The following is a 19,232-nucleotide window of genomic DNA, read 5'->3' as shown; positions in this document are numbered from 1 at the left end:
TCAGGCGTTGTATTCGGCGTAGACCCGCCGCAATTCGTTGCGGATCGCCTTTCGGTCCGTCTTCGGCTTTTCGATCGGCTGCGGCCTCTCATTGCCGATCTCGACCACGCCGGCCGCCCGGTAGGCGGAGCGCAGCTTGGCTTTCGAGGTGTAGTGCCGGCCGTCATGCATCGACTGGATCTCGATCGTGTCGCTGACGAAATGCGGCGCCGACAGGTCCGACTGCGCAAGGTTTTTCACCGGCATGCAGTTGTGCGGCCACTTATCGAGCGCGTGCCAGCCGCCGCAGACGCGGCAATAACGTTCTCTCATCTTTGCCCCCGGAACTGTTGATAGGCGGGCTGCTGGAACTGCTGCAGTGCCTGCGCGGCCATCTCGCCGCGCGCCTGTTCCAGCGTGGCGCGATGCTCGATCTCGGCTTGCGCCACGCCGAGCTCGGCCTTGCGCTGTTCGGCGCCGGCCTCCACTTGAGCCGTCTTCAGCTTGAGCATCTCGGCGGGTGAAGGCTGCGGCTCCGGTTTCGGCGCGGTGGCGGCCTCGGAGAGCTGGGCACCGACCTGCTCCAGCATGCCTTCGAGCTGGCGGCCGGCGCGGAAGCCGCGGGCGGCAAAGAGGAGCGTCTCGACCATGACGGGAACCAGAACCGGGTTCTGCTGCGCCATGGCGCCCGCCTGCTGCATGAAGCCGCCGACCATCTGCACGAATTCCATGCGCCGCTGCTTTTCGGCATCCTCGTCCGGTTCGATCGTCGAATCCGTTTCGATGTCGATCTGGAAGCCGCGGATGCTGTCGTTGCGCAGGAGCTGCACCACCTCGTCGATGCTGGGCTGCGCCATCATCTGCTGCAGCTGCGGCGGCATTTCAGGCGGCGCCATTTCGGGGGGCGCCATTTTGGGGGGCAATGGGGCCGGCTGGCCGATCTGCTGCGCCCGCATAGCGGCCTGCTGCGCCGCCATCTGCATCTGCTGCATCTGCATTTCAACCTGCTGCTTCTGAGCCATCGTCGGCAGTTTGATGCCGCTCACCAGCATCAGCGTTTCCGGTTGGAACTGGTCGCAGATGATTTCGCCGGCCAGGCGGATGATGTCACGGGCGAAGCGGGCAAGCTCGGCCTGGCGGTCGCGAATGCGGATCGAGCCCCATTGGCTCTTGATGCGCTGCGCCGTCGCCGTTTCCGAGGCCTGGGTATCGCCGCGCACGATGTCCGATATGCCGGTGATCTGGTAGACATCCTCGATCAGTTGCTTGCGCGCCGCCATACAGGCGACGATCACCTTCTGCACCTCGTCGATCGGCAGCGTCACCACCGCCTTCGAGCCGCCCTTGTCGGTGAAAGCAGCCCATTCCGGGATCGGCACCATCACCATATCGTTTTCAGGCCGCATCGCCTTCTCGATCGCCGGCGAGATCGCGCCGTCGCCGGAGGGGTAGAAGACCTTCAGGCGCAATTGATCGGTCAGCTTGTTGATGCGCCTGGTCAGCAGGTCGATCTCATCGCATTGCTGCTGATAATAGACATAGTCAGGAACCGGGATCAGCGAGCTCGTCGACATGGTGCCATAGGCCGGGCGCGGGCATGGCCAGAAATGCGTCAGCTCCAATGGCGGCTCGGAGACCTCCAATGCGACCGGCGAGCCGTCGGCGATCCAGACGGTATAGTTCTCGCTCTTGCACCAGATCTCCCAGACATGGGTCTTGCCCTCGTTCTCGGCGCGTTCGGCCTGGCTTTCGCCCTTGCGGGCACCGGCAGCATCGGCCGCGCCCGAGGCCATCGCCGCACGGCCGAAGCGCCTTTCCATCTCCTCGCCGGTCATCGGCACGCGCCGCGCCACCCAGGTCACATCCTTCCAGCGGCGGGCCGGCGAATGCAGGAAATCCGACCAGTGGACATAATCGATGCAGACGCGCTCGTCGGCGATCGTTTCGAGGGCTGCACCCATCTCGCCGGGCAAGCCATCGGCCGGCGGGTTCGAGGGTTCGACGCCCAGGTCGAGCGGTTCGAAATCGGCCTCGTAGCGCAGCCACACCGTGCCGCGGGCGCAGAGCAGGAAATCGTCGCGCACCGCCCGCATGATGGAGTCGAGATCCGCCTCGTCGCCCGTGTAAGCAAGATTGCGTTCGACGATTTCCGAGGCGATGCGCGCCACCGGCTCGGCATCCTTGAAGCGGCGCTCGACCACCGGCTGCGGCACGCGGGCATAGACGGCCGGCTGCAGCACCGCCGTATTGGCCCAGAGTATCGGAAAGCGGCGCTTGGCCGCGCTCGTCTGGTCCGACTGCTGGTCGAGATAGATCTTCTCGATCTTGCCGCAGCGGTCGTGCCAGGACTTGAAATAGCGCTGGGCGCGTTCGAGCTCCTGCTGCCAATGGGCGCCGACCTTGGCCGGATCCCAGCGCTGTTCGCCCTCCAAAGCCATCGTCTCATCTTCCATCAAACACGCTCGCTATGTCTCGGGGTGGACTCGGCAAATTCATTGAATGTCATCGTCTGGAATGTCGGCAGTGGCTTACGCTCGGGCTTCAGCGGTTCGGGCGCCAGGCCAGTGAAGATGATCGCCAGAGCGCCGAACGCATCCGCCCCATGCGAAGCCCAGTTGTGCAGTGGCTCGTCGCGGAAGACGCCGAGATCCTCATCCCAGTCCTTGCGGTAATTGCGCAGGCATTTGATGCCTTGGGCGCAGCCGGCCTGGTCGAACTCGACTTTTGCCAGGATGCGCCGCGTGCCATTGATGCGGTCGTGGACATAGGCGCGCTCGACCTTGCGGACCGTGCCGAGGCCGCGCGCCCTCACCTCTTTCAGCATGATTTCGATGCGGGTCATGCCGCCGCGCGTCCATTCCCGCACCTTGATATCGTGCGGCATGTTGTGGACGCCATAGACATAGCCATGTTCGCCCGCCCGCCGCTCCAGCTCGTCGAGCATGCCGTCCATGCCGGTGCCGGTATGCTCGAAATAGCCGATCATCCTCACCCGGCCGGGCAGCACCTGGAACAGCCAGACGCTGTTGGCGTCGTCCATGCCGATGTCGGAGATGGTGTGGACGGGGTAGCCTTCGACATGCGGGAACACGCCGATGCGCTCCTCGGCGTCGGCGATCGCCATCTGGTCGGCATAATAGGCGCCCTCAACACTTGCCTCGAAGGCTTCGGCGGGCGTCGAGGGATATTCGCGCTTCATGTCACCGAGCTGGATTTCGGCCTTCTTGACGCACCAGGCCTTCTGCCCCGCCGTCAGCGTGATCCGCTGTTCGGCAAGCTCTCGGAAATATTTGGCGAATGCGTCGCTGATGATGACGCTCTCGGGCGCGATCGAATATTGCGGCTCCTTCCACCAGGGAAAGAAGTGGAACTTGAAGTCGAGTTCGCTCAGCACAAGCGCCTGGCGCTGCTTGACCTGAGCATCCTCGCAGAGCGCGTAGAAATGCCCCTCCTGGCCTTCCGCCGTGCTTTCGACGAAGACCATCTGGCCGGCCTGTACCGTGTTCAAGGCGCCGGTCCTGACTTCCCGCGCCTTGTCGGGATATTTGGCGCAGAGCTTTCCATATTCGGAAATATGCAGATATTGCAGTGTGCCCGAGCGCAGCGAGGTGCCGACGCGGATGCTCGAATTGTTGGCGAGCAGCAATTCGCTCTGGTTGGTCCTGATGACGGGCACGGCATTGCGGATGCCTTCGGGCAGATTGTCATAGGGATATTTGATCTTGTCCCGGAAGATCGTCTGCACATCGCCGAGCGTATGGGCGATGGTGCCGGCCCTGATATCGCGGTTGAAGACGCAGGCATCGAGCATGAAGATCTGGATGAAGGTGGTCAGCCCCAGCTGGCGGGCCTTCAAGAGCACGTTAAGATAATGCATCTCCTCGAAAAGGCTCGTCTGCATCACGTTCATCTCGAACCTGACGCGCCTGCCGGCCTTGTCGGTGATCCAGTAGAGATTGTTCAGCCGCCAGCGCCAGTCGGAAAACTGGTCAACCGCCGCTTGGAAGTCCGCGCGTCCTGCCATTGACCGCCTCCAGCAATTGCGAGACTTCGCCGGTCACGCTCTGTTCGGACTCGACCTTGGCGCCATATTTCCTCGGCCGCAGCTTCTCGGCCACCCATTGGCGGGTGGCGATGCGCAGCTGCGAACGCCTGATCGCCTCGCCGTTTTCCTGCCAGCCGGTGATCTCGCCGGCGGCATTCTTCTTTTCGATCCAGTCGTCGCTGCTGTTGTCGGCGATCTCGACCATCTCGTCGACGAAGCTGTCGGCCATGATCTCGCGCGCCAGCGCATATCGCGCCCGGAACGCCGCCTTCTCCTCGTCCGCCAGCCAGGACAGCACCGTCGATTTCGCCGGCATGTCCTCGTCCCGACAGATCGAGCGCAGGCTCTCCCTGTCGGCGATGCGCGCGCAGATCCTCTCCGCCAGCGCCTGGCTGAACTTGCTCGGCCTGCCCATGGGATCCGCGTCTGAACGCTCAGAACAATGCGACGATATTCGACGCCGTCGTCCCGGTCAGCGCCACGATCGCCGCATGCACCGGCAGGATCGTCCCGGCCGGCACGCTCTTGAAGATCACCGGATCCACGTCGCGCCGCGGCGCAATCGCCACATCGCCGGCCGTGCCGATATAGAGCGCACGGGCCCCGACAATGGCGCTATCGTTCGGCGCCACCACAGCGGCCCGCGAGGCCGGAGCAATCGAGGGGTCCATTGCAGTTCTCCTTGTAAGGGGTGGGTGTCCATGCCGATGCGGCTCGATCCCGATATGATCGGAGATGAGAGGTCAGGCCGACAAAGATGGCGGGATCAACGATGATCTGAGGAGGCGCGAGACCGAAAGTCGACGCCGACTTGAGCGTCGACATCACCTCTCGATTCAAATTTCGCAGCTTGGATTTACGGCAGTGATAAATGATCTGCCGGGGGATGATCAAGCGCTGATTGTCGGTCTCGCACCAGGGTGAAATCGAGCCTTCTCGACCAGGTGGACGCCACAATCCCATGGGCTGCTCCGGCTGCGGATTTGGTGAAACGCCACCCCACCTTCCGTCATCCTCGGCCTTGTGCCGAGGATCCATGCCCGGTTCTGATGGATACCAACGTGGATCCTCTGGTCAAGCCCGAGGATGACGGAGCAAGGGGTGAGCTCTGTGGCAAATCCGTTGGCGGCGGCTCACTCGCAGGCCTGGGGCGGGTGACGATTCGATCGAAGGACGACCCGACTTCATCGTCGACATCACCTCTCGATTCAAAATTCGCAGCTTGGATTTACGGCAGTGATAAATGATCTGCCAGGGGGTGATCAAGCGCTGATTAGCGGTCTCACGCCAGTGTAAAATCGAGCCTTCTCGACCAAGGTGGACGCCAGAATTCCACGCGCTGCTCCGGCAGGTTTGGCAAAACGCCACCCCACACTCCGTCATCCCAGGCCTTGAGCCTGGGATCCATGCCCGCCCAGCAAAGCCAGCGTGGATCCTCGGACGGCAAGCAATACCATCCATGGAGATCGAGGATTATAGTGGCAGCAGACCGTCGATCACACGGGTGGAGGAGCCTGTGAAAACCGCAAGACTTTTGCTGTGCCTTGTCGCCTTCGCCGTCGCCGTGCCTGAGGCCGCGGCCACTGCCGAGGAGCTGGTGCGGTTCGAAAGCGTGCCGGTAAAGCTCAGCCCGTTTCGCATCCGCAAAGCCCGGGAATTGGGGGAAACTCTGCCTCAGCCGCAAGGCACGCCATTGCTCGGATATTTGTCCCGCCCCGAAGGCGACGGCCCCTTCCCGGCAATCGTCGTCATGCATGGATGCGATCACCTGCGTTCGAGCGTCAGGGAGCTTTGGCCGAAACGGCTGGTCAGATGGGGTTATGTCGTGCTCGTCGTCGACAGCTTCACCACCCGCAACCTTGCCGACCCGTGTCGAAGCCATCTTCCTGCGCGCGCCTTCGATGCCTATGGCGCTTTGGATTTCCTGTCGAAATCAGGCTTTGTCGACGCGCAGCGCGTCGCCTTGATGGGCTTCGCCGCCGGCGGCACCACGACTTTGGACGCGACGAAAATCGAAGGATACGAGCAGCTGATGGAGCGCAAGTTCAGGGCGGCAATTGCCTATTATCCCGCCTGTGATGCAGATCGTGGCGATCCAACGGTGCCGACCTTGATCATGACCGGCGAACGAGACAACTGGAGCCGGGCTGAACGATGCCAGAAGCGGCTTGCCCGCCTCAGCGACAATGCCCCGCCCGTCGAGCTCAACGTCTACAAGGGCGTCTATCACAATTTCGATGCGCCGGAGTTCATGGTGGGAAGGAGAGTGCTGGGTCATATCGAAAAATACGACCCCGACGCTGCGGCGAAGTCCATGCGCAGCGTTTACGCCTTTCTTCGAAAGTACCTGGCGAAATGAAGCCCCGGTGATCTCCCGGCAAACACTGCGACGGTGCGCTTGCACCAGGACTAGAGCTTTTCCGGGTTAGATTGAAGCATTCTGTTGGCTCAAACGGAGTCGGATGGTCGACCGGCTGGCGCGCGTCGTAGCCCAGCTCTACGGCCAAGCCGGCCGGTCGATCAGCCGGCCCGTTTCAGCCAACCCGAAGGACCGGGCATGTTTCCGCCAGGATCAGAGGCGATCGGCTCGGACGTACCTGGGGGTATGCCCATCGCCAATCGCCTCTGCCCTGACGAAAACCTGCTCCGGCAGAATGCTTCAAGCTAACCCGGAAAAGCTCTAAACGCTGCTCGGTCCCCCTGACGGCGTCGCCTGGCTGGCCGACGATGAAAACGCCTCTTCGGGGCTCGGCACTTTCCCCTCCGGCGTCAGATCGTCGACGGCCTTCGGAAGATCGCGGCTCAGCCGCCCGAGGATCTCCTGATGCGAGAGGCCGGTATTCCTGGCGATCTCGTCCAGGACATCCGGGCCGAGGGCTGTGGCAAGTTCGCCGTCATTGATGTCGGCATTCTGCCCGCGGCGCACCCAGGACTCCATCTTGTCGCCCTGGCCGTTCTGCTGAAAGGTCTTCAGGAGGTCGCCGATACCGCCGCTGACGATGCTGCCGGAGCTCAAGCCGCCGAGAAGGCCACCGAGACCGCCGGAGCCGGCCAGTCCGCCGAGAATGCCGCCGAGCCCGCCTGACGGCTGGCCTCCGGCGCCTGCCGGCTGCGGGTTCTGGAGGCCCCGCAGGAGCTCCCGGATCTTGTCCCTGTTCTGGTAACCGGCAACGGCAAGAACGGCGAGAAGCGCCTTCATTTGACCGCTCATCATGATGAAATCCTCCTGTGGTGCTCCGGGGTTCACGCCGGCCGGAGTGCTGAATGGGCGCAATGTTCACACGTGGAAAGCTTCCCCGCCGGCGGGCAGAACGGCCCGTGCCGGTGGCATTGTTCGACTGTCTCAAGGCACGGTCAGATTTCCGGGCAACCGCGCCGGTTGGCGAAAACCATCCGATCCGGCCCGCGGCGCGTCATCCCCTCGACGACGATGCTGCGCGGCGACATGCGGACGATACGGGCCCGGCGCAGGCCTTCGCTGCGGGCGATGTCGAGCGCATCGTCGGGATCGCAGCGGCGCGGCCCCCGGCGGTCGTAGCGGTCGTAATCGCGATCGCGGTCGTAGACGCCGACGCCTCCGGGGCCGATGCGCAGTTCCATATCCTGCGCGGCCGCAATCGTTGGTGCGATCGTCAGGCCGCTCATGGAGGCCAGGCCGATCAACACGAACTGAAGAGACTTATGCATGGATTCCTCCCATGGCCTTGTTGCTTATCGCCATACCAACATCGCCATCGGGATTTTGTTCCGTGAGGCCGGAGGAGCCGGCGCAGGGGGGAAAGCTGGAGCCTGCGGAGCCGCTCAACGTGCTCAGGCGTGATGCTCCAGCCAGGCGACAGCGAAGCTGCAGATCGAAGCCGCATCGACCAGCACCGATGGCGCGTCTCCAATCAGGCCCTGTGCGCCCTGCCCGCCGGCGAGAAAGGCGCTGACGATCCGGGCGAAGCAATCGCTTTCGAGCCCGGGCACGACCGGGTCGCCGGTGTCGAATTCCTCGAGCATGCGCCACACCACGCCGGCCGGCGTGGCAAAGGGCACTTCATAGCGGCGCAGGCGCTTGTTCGGGATTTCAGCCAAGTGCTCGGCATGGTGGAGAACGGTCATCGTGTCGAGCGGGGCTCCGGCCATGAGCACCTTGCCGCCGACCGCCACGAGTTTGGCGAGCGGAGAGCCCTCGCCATAGCCGTAATCGAGCGGGTGGTCGGCGGTGAGCCAGTCGGCCCTGGCGCCGATCGCCGCGACCGAGGCGCCCGGATTCCCGCTGCGCCGCGCCCCTGCCGTCGTTCGAAGGAATTCCGGGAATATGCCATTGTCGCGGATCGCCCGGGAGGTCATGGGATCGAAAGGCGCGATATGGTCGCGCCATTCGAAAGGAACACGGCCGTTCTCGTCGAGCAGTTCGTCATAGGCGCCGTTCCAGTCCGTATAGGCGACGATGGTGCCTGGAGGGCCGACGACGTCGCGCAGCGCGTCGATGAACATGTCGGGACCGTTGAGCAACCGCCCCAGCCTGCTGATGGCGGCATGCACCATAACCATGTCGCCGAGGCGAAGCCCAAGCTTCTCCATATCCTTGCCGAGCGAGAGACGGGTGTGAAAGTGCGGAGCGGTCATCAGCAAACGATCATCAGGACGTGACCGGGAGTCAATGCTCCCCGGATCTGAGACGGGAAAGCGGATCAGTCAGACAGCGCCTCTTTCCGCGTGGAACCTTTCCTGGCCGACCGGGATGGATCCTCTACCGCCGATCGCTTCCGCCGAGGCCATCCTTGCGATCTATGAAAGCTTCAGCTTCATCCACCACGCGTTCCTTGACGGCATCATGAGTATCGGAGGCCACGTCCACGGCCTTGTGATAGACTTCCGACGCTACCTCTTTACCCTGCGCGACGGCGTCCTGGGCCTGACGGCTGAGGCTGTCTCTAGTGCTATCTGCGGCTTCGCCGACCAACTCATCCTCGGTGTCGGTATGGGGCAGCGCCGCGCCGATCGCTGCACCGACCGCGAAAGCCAGAGCACCGCCGACTAGCGGCTGGTCGCGGAAATGGGTGAGGATCGCCTCATTGAGTTTGCTCGTTTGCTCCTGAAGACTGGTCGCCGCCGAAGTGGATCGGCTCGACAGCGAACTCGCCGCGCCGGAGGCACGGGCGCTGAGGTCGCTCGCGGCGCTTTTCGCCTGCTCCCATTTCTCCGCCGCCCAGCCGGTTGCCGCGTCGAGCATTGCACCAGTCTCGTCGGTGATCTGGCTGATCTGTTTTCCGCTGGCGTCGGCGAAGCCACGATAGGTCTTGCCCGCCTCGTCCATGAAATGGCCGGCACGACCTCCTGTTTCGTCTGTCAATGCCTTCAACCTCTTGCCGGATTCGTCGGCAAAATGGCTGTAGCGCGCTCCGTTTTCCATTGCCGGCGGACCAATCCTGCGGACTTGGCCGGTCGCCGGATAAAGCGGATATTCAGGATCCTCCCTCCAGGTCGCCGAGTCACCTGACGACGGACTGCCTTTTGCCATCAGCCAGGCGAGGCTCACGCCCATCAGCGCGACCGGCAGAGGGTTCGCCTTGAGCGCGTGGCCAAGATTGCTGACATACTCTGCACCGCCGCTTCCCTTGGCGTATGCGATGACCTCGTCGATGAGCTGGCCCGGCGACATCCGTTCCTGGATCGCGTCAATCCGGTCTCCGATCCGGCGGCGGTCCTGGTCGATCTCCCGCTGAAGCTCGGCCGATGTTTTCTCCATTGCGTTTTCCATCAGATTTTGTCCTTCACAACATCAACGTCGCGGCGAAGCGAGGTTGCAGTTCGATCCAGTGTCAAGTTGTTGCCGCGAAGTGCGGCGAGGGCCCGGGAGACCAATGCCCACGCGATTCCGGCTATGATGATGCCGACGATCAGCGAGGCGAGCGCACTGGCAGTGGTTTCGGTAAATCCCTGTGTCACGAGGAAGGCCGCGAGACCGCCGACAAGGGCACTCAGCAGGACGCCGACCGCCCCGATTGCCAGGACCAAGCCGAACAGGAGAATCTCCACGCCGCTGAGCGCCCGCGAAAGTTTTTCCGAAGCCTCCGTCTTGGCAAGATCGATTTCCTTGCGAAGCAGGCCGGTGACATCACCAACGAGGCCACTGACGAGCTCGGAGAGGGGTGTGTTCTCTGAAGATTTAGCCATTGTTTTCGCCTCCGGTCGTTGCGGTGCCGGGGCGGAGGCCAATCGATGGCTCACGCGGCGCGGCAGCTGTTTGCCTTTTCGCGGAGGCTGTCAGGAAGCGGCTTGCCGCCAGGCCGGCTAGTGCGGCTATCCCGAGAAAGGCGAGCGGTTGCTTGCGCCCGAAATCCTCTGCCATGGTGGCGATTTCGCCGATGTCCTTGCCTTCCATCCGCCGAGCGACAGTGCGCACGCTCCGCCCGATTTGCTTGGCGTATCGTCCGACCTCTGCCTGACCGGAGCTTTCCATTTCGGCGCCCGCTTTCTCAAGTGCCGTTGCAACGCCGCCGACCTGGCGAGCAGCGAAGCTGGTGCGTTCGGAAATGACTTCCTTGGCCTTCTCGACGGCCGTGTCGGCGCCTTCCTTGATTGTTTCCTTGGCGGCGGAAACATCTTCGCTCACCTTCGCTTCCAGATCGGAAATGGACGTGCGCGTCCCCGGCGAAGAACCGAAACCTGGGGATGAGGGCGGTGTCTGCGCCGATGCGCTTCTTCCTGCCGGATCTGTGAAATCGTTTTGCATGTCTAACCTCCCATGTCGTGGCGGCGACTGCCGCGCCCCCGAACCACAGGTTCCCCGCTTTGTTCCCCGAACGCGCCTGAAACGTTCCTCTTCGGCCCATGATGACAGGATGGGGCTCCCAACTGCGGCTGCAATGAAGCAGCGCCGTCCTCGGCTCCTTGTTGATCTTTGGCGGGCGTGACAATAGACGCTGCGACGTAACGCTCCTCCCTGTCGCCATCGTTGAAGTAGTAGACGGCGAGCAGGGATCCCTCACCGCGTTTTACTATTCTGGGATAACCGAGATCAGCCGTGCCGCCATCGCTCCGGATGACCCTCTCGGCGCCCCATGTCTGGCCGTCATCGAAACTCATGCGCATCCTGATACCAAATGGCGGATCACGGTAGCCGTAGACGACGAGTAGCATGCCTTCGATCCATCCGAGCGCTGGCGGATTGCCATTGCTGCCCGTGTCGTCGACGATGCAGCCTTTCCGCGTCCAGGTCTTCCCTTCGTCGTGGGAGGTGAAGGCTTCTATCCAACCCTTGCCACCTCCCCTCCCCATGCAGCGCGTCAAGGTCAGCACGGCGCCACCGGAAAGTGCCGTAGAGGCCGGCATGATCGAATAGCCCTCAGGTTCCGGGCCGACAAAGCCTTGAAGGACGAAGCTGCGCCCCCCGTCGGCGGTGCGCGCGCAGAACACTCTGCCTTCCGCACCGTCCTCTTTGGAGGTGCTGAGCATGAAGAGCGCATGGTCTCTGCCAAGAGGAACGATATCGGTGCGCGCCGAGATCGGAAGATGCAAACCGGTGAAACGATATGGACCTTGCCATGTCAGGCATCGATCCCGGCTGACATAGAACCAGCTGACAGCATCACCCTGCACATCGGTTCTGGCGCACATCAGGATCGTCTCGGGATCGAGAAAGTCTATGGGTTCATCCAGGAGGCAGAGGTCATCACGGACCGACAGATGGGGACGAATCTTGAGATCGGCGTTCAGGTGCTCGTCGGCCGAAAGCGAGAGCCCACCCGGGACGTGGCCGCAGAACGGCTCGCCCATCCATGTCAGTCCTCCGTCCAGGCTGCGTGCCTGCCACGGTACGAATGGATAATCACGGTCCAGTTCGTGCAACTCCCCCTTCGCTCCGAGTTTGCCGCGCGCGAAGACGACGACGATTTCGTCACCCCAGGACCAGAGACCATAATTTGCCGGCCAGGCCGCGAACTCATCCTGTCTGCGGTAGATTTCCAGATGGCGCAATTGCATGTCCATGGAGGCTTCCAGGCGGTCAGAGCGTTTCGACCGGAAGTGCCCGCACGAGCAGTTCATCCTGGCCGAGCAGCTGTTCGAGTTCGCGCCGGTATTGGCGCCACCACACCCGATCGAGACTGCCCACCATGACTTCGATCACAATGACGGTATCTTCTTCAGTGCCCTCATCATTGGACCAGAGCCCTCTTGCGGGGGAATTGAGATATGCCGTCACCCCGCCATGGCGCTCCGTCATCTCGCGCTGAATTGTCGCGATAATGCCTTCGATGTCGATCGCCGCTCGCGGCGCTGCCGGAATAAACAATTGTATCAAATGCACGTGGAATTCTCCTCGTTCCGCAAACTTCGCAAGTCTGACGAGGTTCCGGCCCGGCTCGAAATCTGGTGCGATCACGCTGACGAGCGCGGACGCAAGGTGCCGTCATAGGGCTGATCAAACAACGGGCATCGCCTTTCGGAGCCAGCTACCAATTAGTCTTGACTAATCAATTAGTCCGCGCTATTGATTTTTTCATGATCGAGACCGCCCCCATCACCACCGTCATGCGCGCCCTTGCCGATCCCACCCGGCGGGCCGTGTTCGAGCAGATCGTCAACTCCGATGAGATCACCGTCGTCGAGCTGACGCGGGCAAGCACCGTCACTCAGGGCGCCGTCTCGCAGCACCTCAAGGCGCTGAAGCTGGCGGGCCTGATCGCCGAGCGCCCCGAGGGCCGCAATGTCTATTACCGCGCCGAGCCCGAGGGGCTCGCGCCGCTTATCGACTGGATGAGCCATTACGGCACGTTCTGGCGCGAGCGTTTTGCCGATCTCAGAACCTTGCTGAAGGAAATCGATCCATGACCGAGACCGCATTGAAGCCCGACACGCAGGAAATCGTCGTCGACGAAGTGTTTCCGCACGCGCCGGAAACGATCTGGAAAACGCTGACCACGGCCGAGCTGATGGGCCGCTGGCTGATGATGCCTGAAGGATTCGAGCCGGTCGAGGGCAAGCGCTTCACCTATCAGACGACGCCGGCGGGCGACTGGGACGGCACCATTCACTGTGAGGTGCTGGAGGTGAAGCCGAACGAGCGTCTCACCTATGCCTGGAAAGGCGGGCATGCGGGCAATACCGGCTACGGCTCGCCGCTCGATACCGTCGTCACTTTCATCCTTGCCAGAGCCGAAAACGGCACCCGACTGCGCCTCGTCCATTCCGGCTTCGTGCTGCCGAAAAATGAAACGGCCTACCGGAAGATGGGCGAAGGCTGGAAGAAGGTCGTGAAGAATATCGGCGCCCTCGCCGGCAGCGAGAACTGATCCGGCACCAGCCACATCACAAATTTGTTCAGGAGAAAGCAATGAGCAAGCCTTATACCGGCGGCTGCGCCTGCGGCGCCATCCATTACGAGATCTCGGCCGAGCCGATTGCGATGAACGACTGCCAGTGCCGCGATTGCCAGCGGACGAGCGGCACCGGCCACGGATCCTATCTGACCTTCCCGAGCCGCCAGGCGGTAAAGCTTGAGGGCGAGGCCAGCCACTGGCAGATGGTCGCCGACAACGGCAACGTCAAAACCCGCGGCTTCTGCCCGGCCTGCGGCGCGCCTGTTTACCTGACCTTCTCCTATATGCCCGATTTCTTCACCATCCACGCCGCCAGCCTCGACGAGCCGGAGCGATATCAGCCGCTAATGGCAACCTACACCGTGCGCGGCCTCGCCTGGGATCGGGTCGACCCTGACGTGGCGAAATTCGAAAAGATGCCGCCGATGTGAGGCTGGCGCAGCGCCCGCAAATGGTCTCTCGGGTGCTCGGTCGCGAGCGGGGAAGGTTCCGCTCACGACATCGTCGCTTGGGCACCGGGGGTCGAGTTTTTTCGTGTCGTTGCCGATCCAGCATAAATTGTCTTTGACAATTCTCCGCATAGAATATAACTAATTGGCTATATAGCTAATTGGTGATGCATGGACGACAGGCTTGATACGATTTTTTCCGCCCTCTCCGACCCCACACGGAGAGCAATTCTCGCGCGGCTTGCCAACGGCAAGGCGACCGTAGCCGAGCTCGCCGATCCCTTCGAGTTGTCTCAACCCGCCATCTCAAAGCATCTCAAGGTCCTCGAACAGGCCGGGTTGATCCGCTCTGGCCGGGAAGCGAATTCGCGTCCCCGCATCCTGGAGCCGGCAGCCTTGAAGACAATTGCTGATTGGGTCGCCGACTACAGGCGCTTCTGGGATGAAAGCTTCGATCGTCTCGATGACTATCTCTCCAAGGTACAAGGAAACGAAAATGACTGATCCAGAGACCGAAACAGACAACAGCCGTGACCTGGTTCTCGTGCGAAGATTCGATGCCCCCTGTGATCTCGTTTTCAAGGCATGGACCGACCCGAAAGCCTTTGCGCAATGGTGTGGTCCTCACGGTTTCAAGGCGGTGGGCGACAGACTGGAAGCCTGGCCCGGCGGCAGACACCGCGCCTGTCTGATTGCACCGGATGGAGAAGAGCATTGGGTCGGCGGAAGATATCTGGAGGTCGAGCCGCCGCACAGGCTTGTCTTCACCCATGCCTGGGAGACCGCAACCGGCGAAACCAGCCCCGAAACGATCGTCACCATCACCTTCAGGGAAAGCGACGGAGGCACGGAAATGACCTTTCGGCAGAGTGGATTTGCCAGCGCATCTTCGCGTGAGGGTCATGAATCCGGTTGGTCGCAAAGTTTCGAACGATTGGACTCTTTTCTGGGAACCGCCGAAGGGCAAAATCATGGGTAAGGCGACAATGAAGCTTTACTATTGCGAGACGCTCAATCCGCGAAAGGCTTGCGCCGCCGCGCGTTTTCTTCAAGCCGACGTGGAGTTCGTCAGGGTTGACCTGGCGAGCGGAGAACAGCGAACCGCGGAATTCCTGGCGCTGAACCCGAACGGGAAAGTCCCGGTGCTGCAGGAGGAGGCCGGAACCTTATGGGAAGCGAACGCCATCATGTGCAGGTTGTCTGACACGGTCGCATCGGATTTCTGGCCGCATGATCACCGGCAGATCGACGTGCTGCGCTGGTTGAGCTGGGATGCCAGCCATTTCACCCGGCACGGGGCAACGCTGTGGTTTGAAAGTTTGATTAAGCCGTTGTTCGGCGGAGAGCCTGACCTCGCCGTGATTGAAGACGCGAAGACGAGTTTTCGGCTCCATGGCCGGGTGCTCGACGATCATCTGGCCGCCAACAGCGTCGCCGTCGGCAAGACACTGACCGTTGCGGATTTCGCACTGGCAGCCGCACTTCCTTATGCAACCGCTGCCGACATACCACTCGCCGAATTCCGGCATATCCAGAAGTGGTACGCACAGCTTGAAGAACTGGATGCGTGGCAAAACCCTTTCCCAGCCTGAGAGGGATGAGTGAAGGAATTGTTGCGAGCGTGAGAGGCGTTACCGCCGAGTTGTGTTGAGGACGATCGTCCTCTCGACCTCTTCTCTACAGCAACACTTTGTGCATATATTGCCGCTGCGCCGAGCACATCACGCCGCAACGGGCCGCATTTGCTGCAAAGCGTTCAGGGCATTGCCAAACCTGCGGGTAGATTCTGTCGTGAGCACCACAAGGTACTTGCTGATCTTGCCGCTGATGGCGGCCATCGCCTACATGGCGGTCGCCGGCCTGCTCTATTTTTCTCAGAGAACCCTGCTTTTTCCCGGAGCGGGCGCCGCACCTGTTGCGGAGCAGGCGCGCTGGGGCGAGTCGGTCCATGTCAGTACGCCCGACGGGGAGATGCTTCAGGGACTGTACAGCCAGGGCGACAGCGACAAGCCCTGCGTGCTGCTCTTTTTCGGAAACGGCGACCGCGTCGACAATTACGCGTTCCTCGCACAGGCGCTGGCGGCACGCAGGATTGGCTTTCTGGCGATTTCCTATCGCGGCTATCCCGGATCGACCGGCTCACCCAGCGAGCAGGGGCTGCTGACGGACGGCATCGCCGCGTTCGACTGGCTTTCGGCACACGGCAGAAGCGAGATCGTCGTGCTGGGCCGGTCACTTGGCACTGGCGTCGCCGTGAACACGGCCGCGCAGAGGCCGGCCGCAGGCGTCATTCTCGTCTCGCCGTACCTGTCGGTTCTGTCGGTTGCGCAGAGGCATTATCCGTACCTCCCGGTCCAGCTTCTTCTCAAGGATTCCTTTCGGTCGGACCTCAACATAGGCAAGGTCAGACAACCGAAGTTGTTCCTCCACGGCCGGCTTGATGACAGTATCCCGCTGTCTTCAGGGCAGGCGCTGTACGACATCGCACCCGAGCCCAAACGCATGGTGATCTATGACGGTGCCGGCCACAACGATATCTTCAACGATGGCATGGTCGGTGACGTGACCCGTTTCGTGGAAGCGCTGGAAGGAAACGGCCCTGGATCCCGTCATGAACGGGAGTCTGAGGGCGAAGATCATCGCGGTGGGTCGGCTTCGAATCCATAAGCTCTTCCAACGATAGCGCCACACGAATTTCATAACGCGTGTACCAGTCTGCCCGGCCCCGGCGTTGCGCTTCGACGTGATCGACAACCGCTTTCCATGCCCGGATGCTTTCTTCGTCTCTCCAATAAGAGTTGATGATGCCGAAGCTGTCCGCACGGCGGCCGCTTTCGAAGGGCCGGCGTGAGTCCTCGGGTCAAGCCCCGAGGACGACGAAGGGCGGGTGGATCTTCTGTCGATACACAGTATGCGCCCGCCCGATGAAGGCGCGTGCACCATTGCCGCCTCTGGCAGGTTCTAGGGTTCTTTGACGACTGAGATCTCGACCCAGGTATTGAAAATCTCTTTATGGTTGGCGTCCTGTGCGACGATCACCGCCAGCCAGCTATTTTGGCCTTCGATCAAATATGCCGTGCCGCTTTGCCTGCGCTCTTTCGTTATCCGGCCCAGCGAAGCTGCGGAGAGCCCCGCCTCGAAGGCTTCAAGCTCCGCGTTGGAACAACTCAATCGGTTTTCTGCCAGACCTTGTAAGTAATCGAGCGAGCAGGTGGCAGAGAAGAATTTTTGGAAGTCCCGATACAACATCGAGAACCGCTGCCCATTTGGCATCGTGTAGACCTCGCTGCTCGTTCGAGGCTCTGAGGTTGCATTGACGGGAGAAGAAATGGCTTCGACCTTCCAATCACCGCGGCCGGCGCCATCGTGCAGGGCAACCTGACTTCTGCCATTCAGCACGCACAGCTTCAACGTATCATCAAGAGGGCACGCAACCGCTCCCCCGTGGCTCGATATAATTGCAATCGCCAAAGCTGAAATAAATCGCATGCAGTCAACCCCCAAATCACCCTGTCGGCAGCGTAGTTTGCATGGTGGAGAAAACAAGACAGCGGGCCAGCCAACCACTGTTGCCGAAGCAGAGCCAGGAAAGCCTCGACTTCATCCTCGCATGGAGTGGCAAAAGCAGCGCCGTCCGCTTCCATTTTCCAGCCGCAACTGAGCTCCAGTGCACCAAGGGCGTGTGAGGATTGACAGAGTTCTACCAACAAAGAGCTACTGGAAAATCCAAAAGATCGGAGCATAGTCCGCCGAGTTGGGTTCAGCGCGCGCGGGAAAAAGTGGGACACAGCACTCCTGCCGCCACGCTTTGACGACTTAGCAGGCAACATTGATAGCTCGACGACTTGGCAGGCAACATTGATAGGTTGATGCGGAGGTAGCGTGTGATGGTGCAGGGCGTTGTTTCTCTCAGCGGGACTCTGACTCAGAATCAGACTTTGGCGGCAAATGTCACGGATGTTGACGGATTACCGTCAGGGACGATCATTACCTATCAGTGGCAGGAGAGCAGCGATAACGGTGCCACGTGGACCAACATAACAGGTGCAGCCACAGCCGCCCTGACCTTGCAGCAAGCTCAAGTCGGAAAGCGGGTGCGGGCAACCGCTGCTTACACCGATGCTTTGGGTAACCAGGAACTGGCTGCCAGCACCACCAATGCCGCCGTCGCCAACGTGAGCGACATAGGCGTCGTCACGATCAGCGGTACACCCGTGCAAGGCCAAGCCCTGACCGCCGCGGTCTCGGATCTGGATGGGCTCGCCAACGTGTCGATCACATATCGTTGGCAGCAACTGATCGGAAACACCTGGAGCAACATCGCGGGCGCCACCAGTTCAACGTGGACGCTTCAGGCAGCGCAGGTCGGCAGGCAAGTCCGCGTCCAGGCAACCTATACCGATCAGTCGGGAGGAACCGAAAACAATCGAACCAGCCTGGCGACATCCCCGATCGTCGCGAGTAATCCTGCCGGCAACGACATTGGCGTCATCTCCATCATCGGGGCCGCAACTCAAAATCGGACGATCGCGGCGGGCGTTACTGATGTCGACGGGCTCCCGTCCGGGACCATCGTCGCTTACCAATGGCAGCAAAGCAGCAACGGCGGCGGCACGTGGAGCAACATTGCCGGTGCCACTGCGAAAACACTCAGCCTGCAGCAAGCACTGGTTGGGAAGCAGGTTCGAGCGACCGCCACGTACACCGATGCCCTTGGGAACAACGAAACGGTCGCCAGCAGTCCGACCACGGCCGTCGCCAATGTGAACGACGTAGGCGTGGCGACAATCACCGGTGCGCCCGTTCAAGGCCAAGCCCTGACCGCGGCCGTTACCGACCTCGATGGGCTCGCCAACGTGTCGATCACCTATCGCTGGCAGCAGCTGATCGGGACGACCTGGACCGACATCGCCGGAGCCACCGGTGCGAACTGGACACTCCAGGCGGCGCAGGTGGGCAGGCAAGTCCGTGTGAGAACCACTTACACCGATCAGCTGGGTGGTGTCGAAACCAACCGGGTGAGCACGCCGACCGCAGCGATTGCCAGTGCAAACAACCGCCCGGGTGCGCTTGGCATCAGTGGCACCGCGACGCAAGGTCAGGTGTTGACGGCCGCCGTCACCGACGCGGACGGCGTGCCGGGATCGGTGACCTATCAGTGGCAGCAGAGCAGCAACGGCACCACGTGGAGCAATATCGGCGGAGCGACTGCCAATACGCTGACCCTGCAGCAGGCCCTGGTCGGCAATTTCGTGCGGGCAACAGCCAGTTACATCGACAACCTGGGCAACAGCGAGAATGTCACCAGCCCGGCGACGCCCTCGGCAGTCGCCAATGTCAATGATCCCGGCGTGATCTCGATCAATGGCATAGCGAGCCAGGGCCAGACCTTGACCGCCAGCCTCAGTGACATCGATGGCCTACCGGCAACAGGCGTCAGCTATCTGT

22 protein-coding genes and 2 pseudogenes are annotated in these 19,232 nt (G+C 61.6%); 9 read left to right on the top strand and 15 right to left on the bottom strand.

Annotated elements, in window-relative coordinates; all coding sequences use genetic code 11:
* The 5 genes from B5E41_RS26975 to B5E41_RS26955 are packed head-to-tail and all read right to left on the bottom strand — an operon-like array spanning nt 1 to nt 4,695.
* On the bottom strand, nt 1-312 hold the full coding sequence (locus B5E41_RS26975) for a hypothetical protein (RefSeq protein WP_088396788.1): 312 nt from the start codon (nt 310-312) through the stop codon (nt 1-3).
* On the bottom strand, nt 309-2,432 hold the full coding sequence (locus B5E41_RS26970) for a hypothetical protein (protein WP_088396787.1): 2,124 nt from the start codon (nt 2,430-2,432) through the stop codon (nt 309-311). Before B5E41_RS26970 ends, B5E41_RS26975 begins: the two co-directional genes overlap by 4 nt.
* On the bottom strand, nt 2,432-4,003 hold the full coding sequence (locus tag B5E41_RS26965) for a terminase large subunit (protein ID WP_088396786.1): 1,572 nt from the start codon (nt 4,001-4,003) through the stop codon (nt 2,432-2,434). Before B5E41_RS26965 ends, B5E41_RS26970 begins: the two co-directional genes overlap by 1 nt.
* Nucleotides 3,969-4,439, bottom strand: a complete 471-nt coding sequence (locus tag B5E41_RS26960; protein WP_088396785.1) for a terminase small subunit-like protein — start codon at nt 4,437-4,439, stop codon at nt 3,969-3,971. The genes B5E41_RS26965 and B5E41_RS26960 overlap by 35 nt, the downstream gene beginning before the upstream one ends.
* A gap of 19 nt (nt 4,440-4,458) precedes the next feature.
* Nucleotides 4,459-4,695, bottom strand: a complete 237-nt coding sequence (locus tag B5E41_RS26955) for a spike base protein, RCAP_Rcc01079 family (protein WP_088396784.1) — start codon at nt 4,693-4,695, stop codon at nt 4,459-4,461.
* Between the two features lie 788 nt (nt 4,696-5,483).
* On the opposite strand from B5E41_RS26955, the gene B5E41_RS26950 reads away from it, so the two are divergent.
* Entirely contained in the window at nt 5,484-6,383 is a 900-nt protein-coding gene (locus B5E41_RS26950; RefSeq protein ID WP_176439501.1) for a dienelactone hydrolase family protein, read from the top strand.
* Nucleotides 6,384-6,704: 321 nt separating this feature from the next.
* Here the strand turns inward: B5E41_RS26950 and B5E41_RS26935 are convergent, their stop codons facing one another.
* From B5E41_RS26935 to B5E41_RS26900, 8 genes are all read right to left on the bottom strand, one after another.
* The gene (locus B5E41_RS26935) at nt 6,705-7,238 is read right to left on the bottom strand and encodes a YidB family protein (RefSeq protein WP_088396783.1); all 534 of its coding nucleotides are present in this window, start codon (nt 7,236-7,238) and stop codon (nt 6,705-6,707) included.
* Nucleotides 7,239-7,378: 140 nt separating this feature from the next.
* On the bottom strand, nt 7,379-7,711 hold the full coding sequence (locus B5E41_RS26930; protein ID WP_011424430.1) for a hypothetical protein: 333 nt from the start codon (nt 7,709-7,711) through the stop codon (nt 7,379-7,381).
* A gap of 123 nt (nt 7,712-7,834) precedes the next feature.
* Nucleotides 7,835-8,638, bottom strand: coding sequence for an aminoglycoside 3-N-acetyltransferase (gene aac(3), locus B5E41_RS26925; protein WP_088396838.1), 804 nt, complete (start codon nt 8,636-8,638; stop codon nt 7,835-7,837).
* A gap of 124 nt (nt 8,639-8,762) precedes the next feature.
* Nucleotides 8,763-9,773: a DUF3618 domain-containing protein gene (locus B5E41_RS26920; protein WP_088396782.1), complete on the bottom strand. Its 1,011-nt coding sequence runs from the start codon at nt 9,771-9,773 to the stop codon at nt 8,763-8,765.
* Complete coding sequence (locus tag B5E41_RS26915) at nt 9,773-10,189, bottom strand: phage holin family protein (protein WP_088396781.1); 417 nt, start codon at nt 10,187-10,189, stop codon at nt 9,773-9,775. Before B5E41_RS26915 ends, B5E41_RS26920 begins: the two co-directional genes overlap by 1 nt.
* On the bottom strand, nt 10,182-10,748 hold the full coding sequence (locus B5E41_RS26910; protein WP_088396780.1) for a nutrient deprivation-induced protein: 567 nt from the start codon (nt 10,746-10,748) through the stop codon (nt 10,182-10,184). The genes B5E41_RS26915 and B5E41_RS26910 overlap by 8 nt, the downstream gene beginning before the upstream one ends.
* Nucleotides 10,749-10,750: 2 nt before the next feature.
* On the bottom strand, nt 10,751-12,004 hold the full coding sequence (locus B5E41_RS26905; protein WP_245303160.1) for a sialidase family protein: 1,254 nt from the start codon (nt 12,002-12,004) through the stop codon (nt 10,751-10,753).
* 16 nt (nt 12,005-12,020) lie between these two features.
* Nucleotides 12,021-12,323 carry a hypothetical protein gene (locus B5E41_RS26900; RefSeq protein WP_088396779.1) on the bottom strand — a complete coding sequence of 101 codons (303 nt, stop codon included), beginning with the start codon at nt 12,321-12,323 and terminating at the stop codon, nt 12,021-12,023.
* Nucleotides 12,324-12,517: 194 nt separating this feature from the next.
* Between B5E41_RS26900 and B5E41_RS26895 the strand changes: the two genes are divergently transcribed.
* The 7 genes from B5E41_RS26895 (at nt 12,518) to B5E41_RS26865 (ending at nt 16,451) form a co-directional block, all read left to right on the top strand.
* On the top strand, nt 12,518-12,847 hold the full coding sequence (locus B5E41_RS26895) for an ArsR/SmtB family transcription factor (protein ID WP_088396778.1): 330 nt from the start codon (nt 12,518-12,520) through the stop codon (nt 12,845-12,847).
* A complete protein-coding gene (locus B5E41_RS26890) occupies nt 12,844-13,308 on the top strand; it encodes an SRPBCC family protein (RefSeq protein WP_088396777.1) in 465 nt (154 codons plus the stop codon). Before B5E41_RS26895 ends, B5E41_RS26890 begins: the two co-directional genes overlap by 4 nt.
* 41 nt (nt 13,309-13,349) lie before the next feature.
* On the top strand, nt 13,350-13,766 hold the full coding sequence (locus B5E41_RS26885) for a GFA family protein (protein WP_088396776.1): 417 nt from the start codon (nt 13,350-13,352) through the stop codon (nt 13,764-13,766).
* Nucleotides 13,767-13,955: 189 nt separating this feature from the next.
* Nucleotides 13,956-14,288, top strand: coding sequence for an ArsR/SmtB family transcription factor (locus tag B5E41_RS26880; RefSeq protein WP_088396775.1), 333 nt, complete (start codon nt 13,956-13,958; stop codon nt 14,286-14,288).
* Nucleotides 14,281-14,763, top strand: coding sequence for an SRPBCC family protein (locus B5E41_RS26875; protein ID WP_088396774.1), 483 nt, complete (start codon nt 14,281-14,283; stop codon nt 14,761-14,763). Before B5E41_RS26880 ends, B5E41_RS26875 begins: the two co-directional genes overlap by 8 nt.
* Nucleotides 14,756-15,376 carry a glutathione S-transferase family protein gene (locus B5E41_RS26870; RefSeq protein ID WP_176439500.1) on the top strand — a complete coding sequence of 207 codons (621 nt, stop codon included), beginning with the start codon at nt 14,756-14,758 and terminating at the stop codon, nt 15,374-15,376. Before B5E41_RS26875 ends, B5E41_RS26870 begins: the two co-directional genes overlap by 8 nt.
* A gap of 199 nt (nt 15,377-15,575) precedes the next feature.
* The gene (locus B5E41_RS26865) at nt 15,576-16,451 is read left to right on the top strand and encodes an alpha/beta hydrolase (protein ID WP_088396773.1); all 876 of its coding nucleotides are present in this window, start codon (nt 15,576-15,578) and stop codon (nt 16,449-16,451) included.
* Here B5E41_RS26865 and B5E41_RS32470 read toward each other — a convergent pair.
* Nucleotides 16,421-16,623 (bottom strand): annotated as a pseudogene (locus B5E41_RS32470) (antibiotic biosynthesis monooxygenase family protein); the annotation flags it as partial. The gene B5E41_RS26865 and the pseudogene B5E41_RS32470 overlap by 31 nt on opposite strands.
* 122 nt (nt 16,624-16,745) lie before the next feature.
* On the bottom strand, nt 16,746-17,273 hold the full coding sequence (locus B5E41_RS32465; RefSeq protein ID WP_245303159.1) for a hypothetical protein: 528 nt from the start codon (nt 17,271-17,273) through the stop codon (nt 16,746-16,748).
* Between the two features lie 398 nt (nt 17,274-17,671).
* Between B5E41_RS32465 and B5E41_RS26845 the strand changes: the two are divergent.
* Nucleotides 17,672-19,232: pseudogene (locus B5E41_RS26845) on the top strand (hypothetical protein); the annotation flags it as partial.

Source organism: Rhizobium esperanzae, from assembly GCF_002204185.1.
Taxonomy (GTDB): Bacteria; Pseudomonadota; Alphaproteobacteria; order Rhizobiales; family Rhizobiaceae; genus Rhizobium; species Rhizobium esperanzae.
The sequence above is the reverse complement of the archived record's forward strand: the minus strand, read 5'-3'. Positions and strand labels throughout refer to the sequence as shown.

Coding starts and splice junctions, on each gene's coding strand:
- B5E41_RS26875 (WP_088396774.1), top strand. CDS start 14,281: ATGACTGATCCAGAGACCGAAACAGACAACAGCCGTGACCTGGTTCTC.
- B5E41_RS26930 (WP_011424430.1), bottom strand. CDS start 7,711: ATGCATAAGTCTCTTCAGTTCGTGTTGATCGGCCTGGCCTCCATGAGC.
- B5E41_RS26955 (WP_088396784.1), bottom strand. CDS start 4,695: ATGGACCCCTCGATTGCTCCGGCCTCGCGGGCCGCTGTGGTGGCGCCG.
- B5E41_RS26920 (WP_088396782.1), bottom strand. CDS start 9,773: ATGGAAAACGCAATGGAGAAAACATCGGCCGAGCTTCAGCGGGAGATC.
- B5E41_RS26965 (WP_088396786.1), bottom strand. CDS start 4,003: ATGGCAGGACGCGCGGACTTCCAAGCGGCGGTTGACCAGTTTTCCGAC.
- B5E41_RS26975 (WP_088396788.1), bottom strand. CDS start 312: ATGAGAGAACGTTATTGCCGCGTCTGCGGCGGCTGGCACGCGCTCGAT.
- B5E41_RS26910 (WP_088396780.1), bottom strand. CDS start 10,748: ATGCAAAACGATTTCACAGATCCGGCAGGAAGAAGCGCATCGGCGCAG.
- B5E41_RS26915 (WP_088396781.1), bottom strand. CDS start 10,189: ATGGCTAAATCTTCAGAGAACACACCCCTCTCCGAGCTCGTCAGTGGC.
- B5E41_RS26885 (WP_088396776.1), top strand. CDS start 13,350: ATGAGCAAGCCTTATACCGGCGGCTGCGCCTGCGGCGCCATCCATTAC.
- B5E41_RS26960 (WP_088396785.1), bottom strand. CDS start 4,439: ATGGGCAGGCCGAGCAAGTTCAGCCAGGCGCTGGCGGAGAGGATCTGC.
- B5E41_RS26895 (WP_088396778.1), top strand. CDS start 12,518: ATGATCGAGACCGCCCCCATCACCACCGTCATGCGCGCCCTTGCCGAT.
- B5E41_RS26970 (WP_088396787.1), bottom strand. CDS start 2,432: ATGGAAGATGAGACGATGGCTTTGGAGGGCGAACAGCGCTGGGATCCG.
- B5E41_RS26935 (WP_088396783.1), bottom strand. CDS start 7,238: ATGATGAGCGGTCAAATGAAGGCGCTTCTCGCCGTTCTTGCCGTTGCC.
- B5E41_RS26880 (WP_088396775.1), top strand. CDS start 13,956: ATGGACGACAGGCTTGATACGATTTTTTCCGCCCTCTCCGACCCCACA.
- B5E41_RS26950 (WP_176439501.1), top strand. CDS start 5,484: ATGGAGATCGAGGATTATAGTGGCAGCAGACCGTCGATCACACGGGTG.
- B5E41_RS26870 (WP_176439500.1), top strand. CDS start 14,756: ATGGGTAAGGCGACAATGAAGCTTTACTATTGCGAGACGCTCAATCCG.
- B5E41_RS32465 (WP_245303159.1), bottom strand. CDS start 17,273: ATGCGATTTATTTCAGCTTTGGCGATTGCAATTATATCGAGCCACGGG.
- B5E41_RS26890 (WP_088396777.1), top strand. CDS start 12,844: ATGACCGAGACCGCATTGAAGCCCGACACGCAGGAAATCGTCGTCGAC.
- B5E41_RS26905 (WP_245303160.1), bottom strand. CDS start 12,004: ATGGACATGCAATTGCGCCATCTGGAAATCTACCGCAGACAGGATGAG.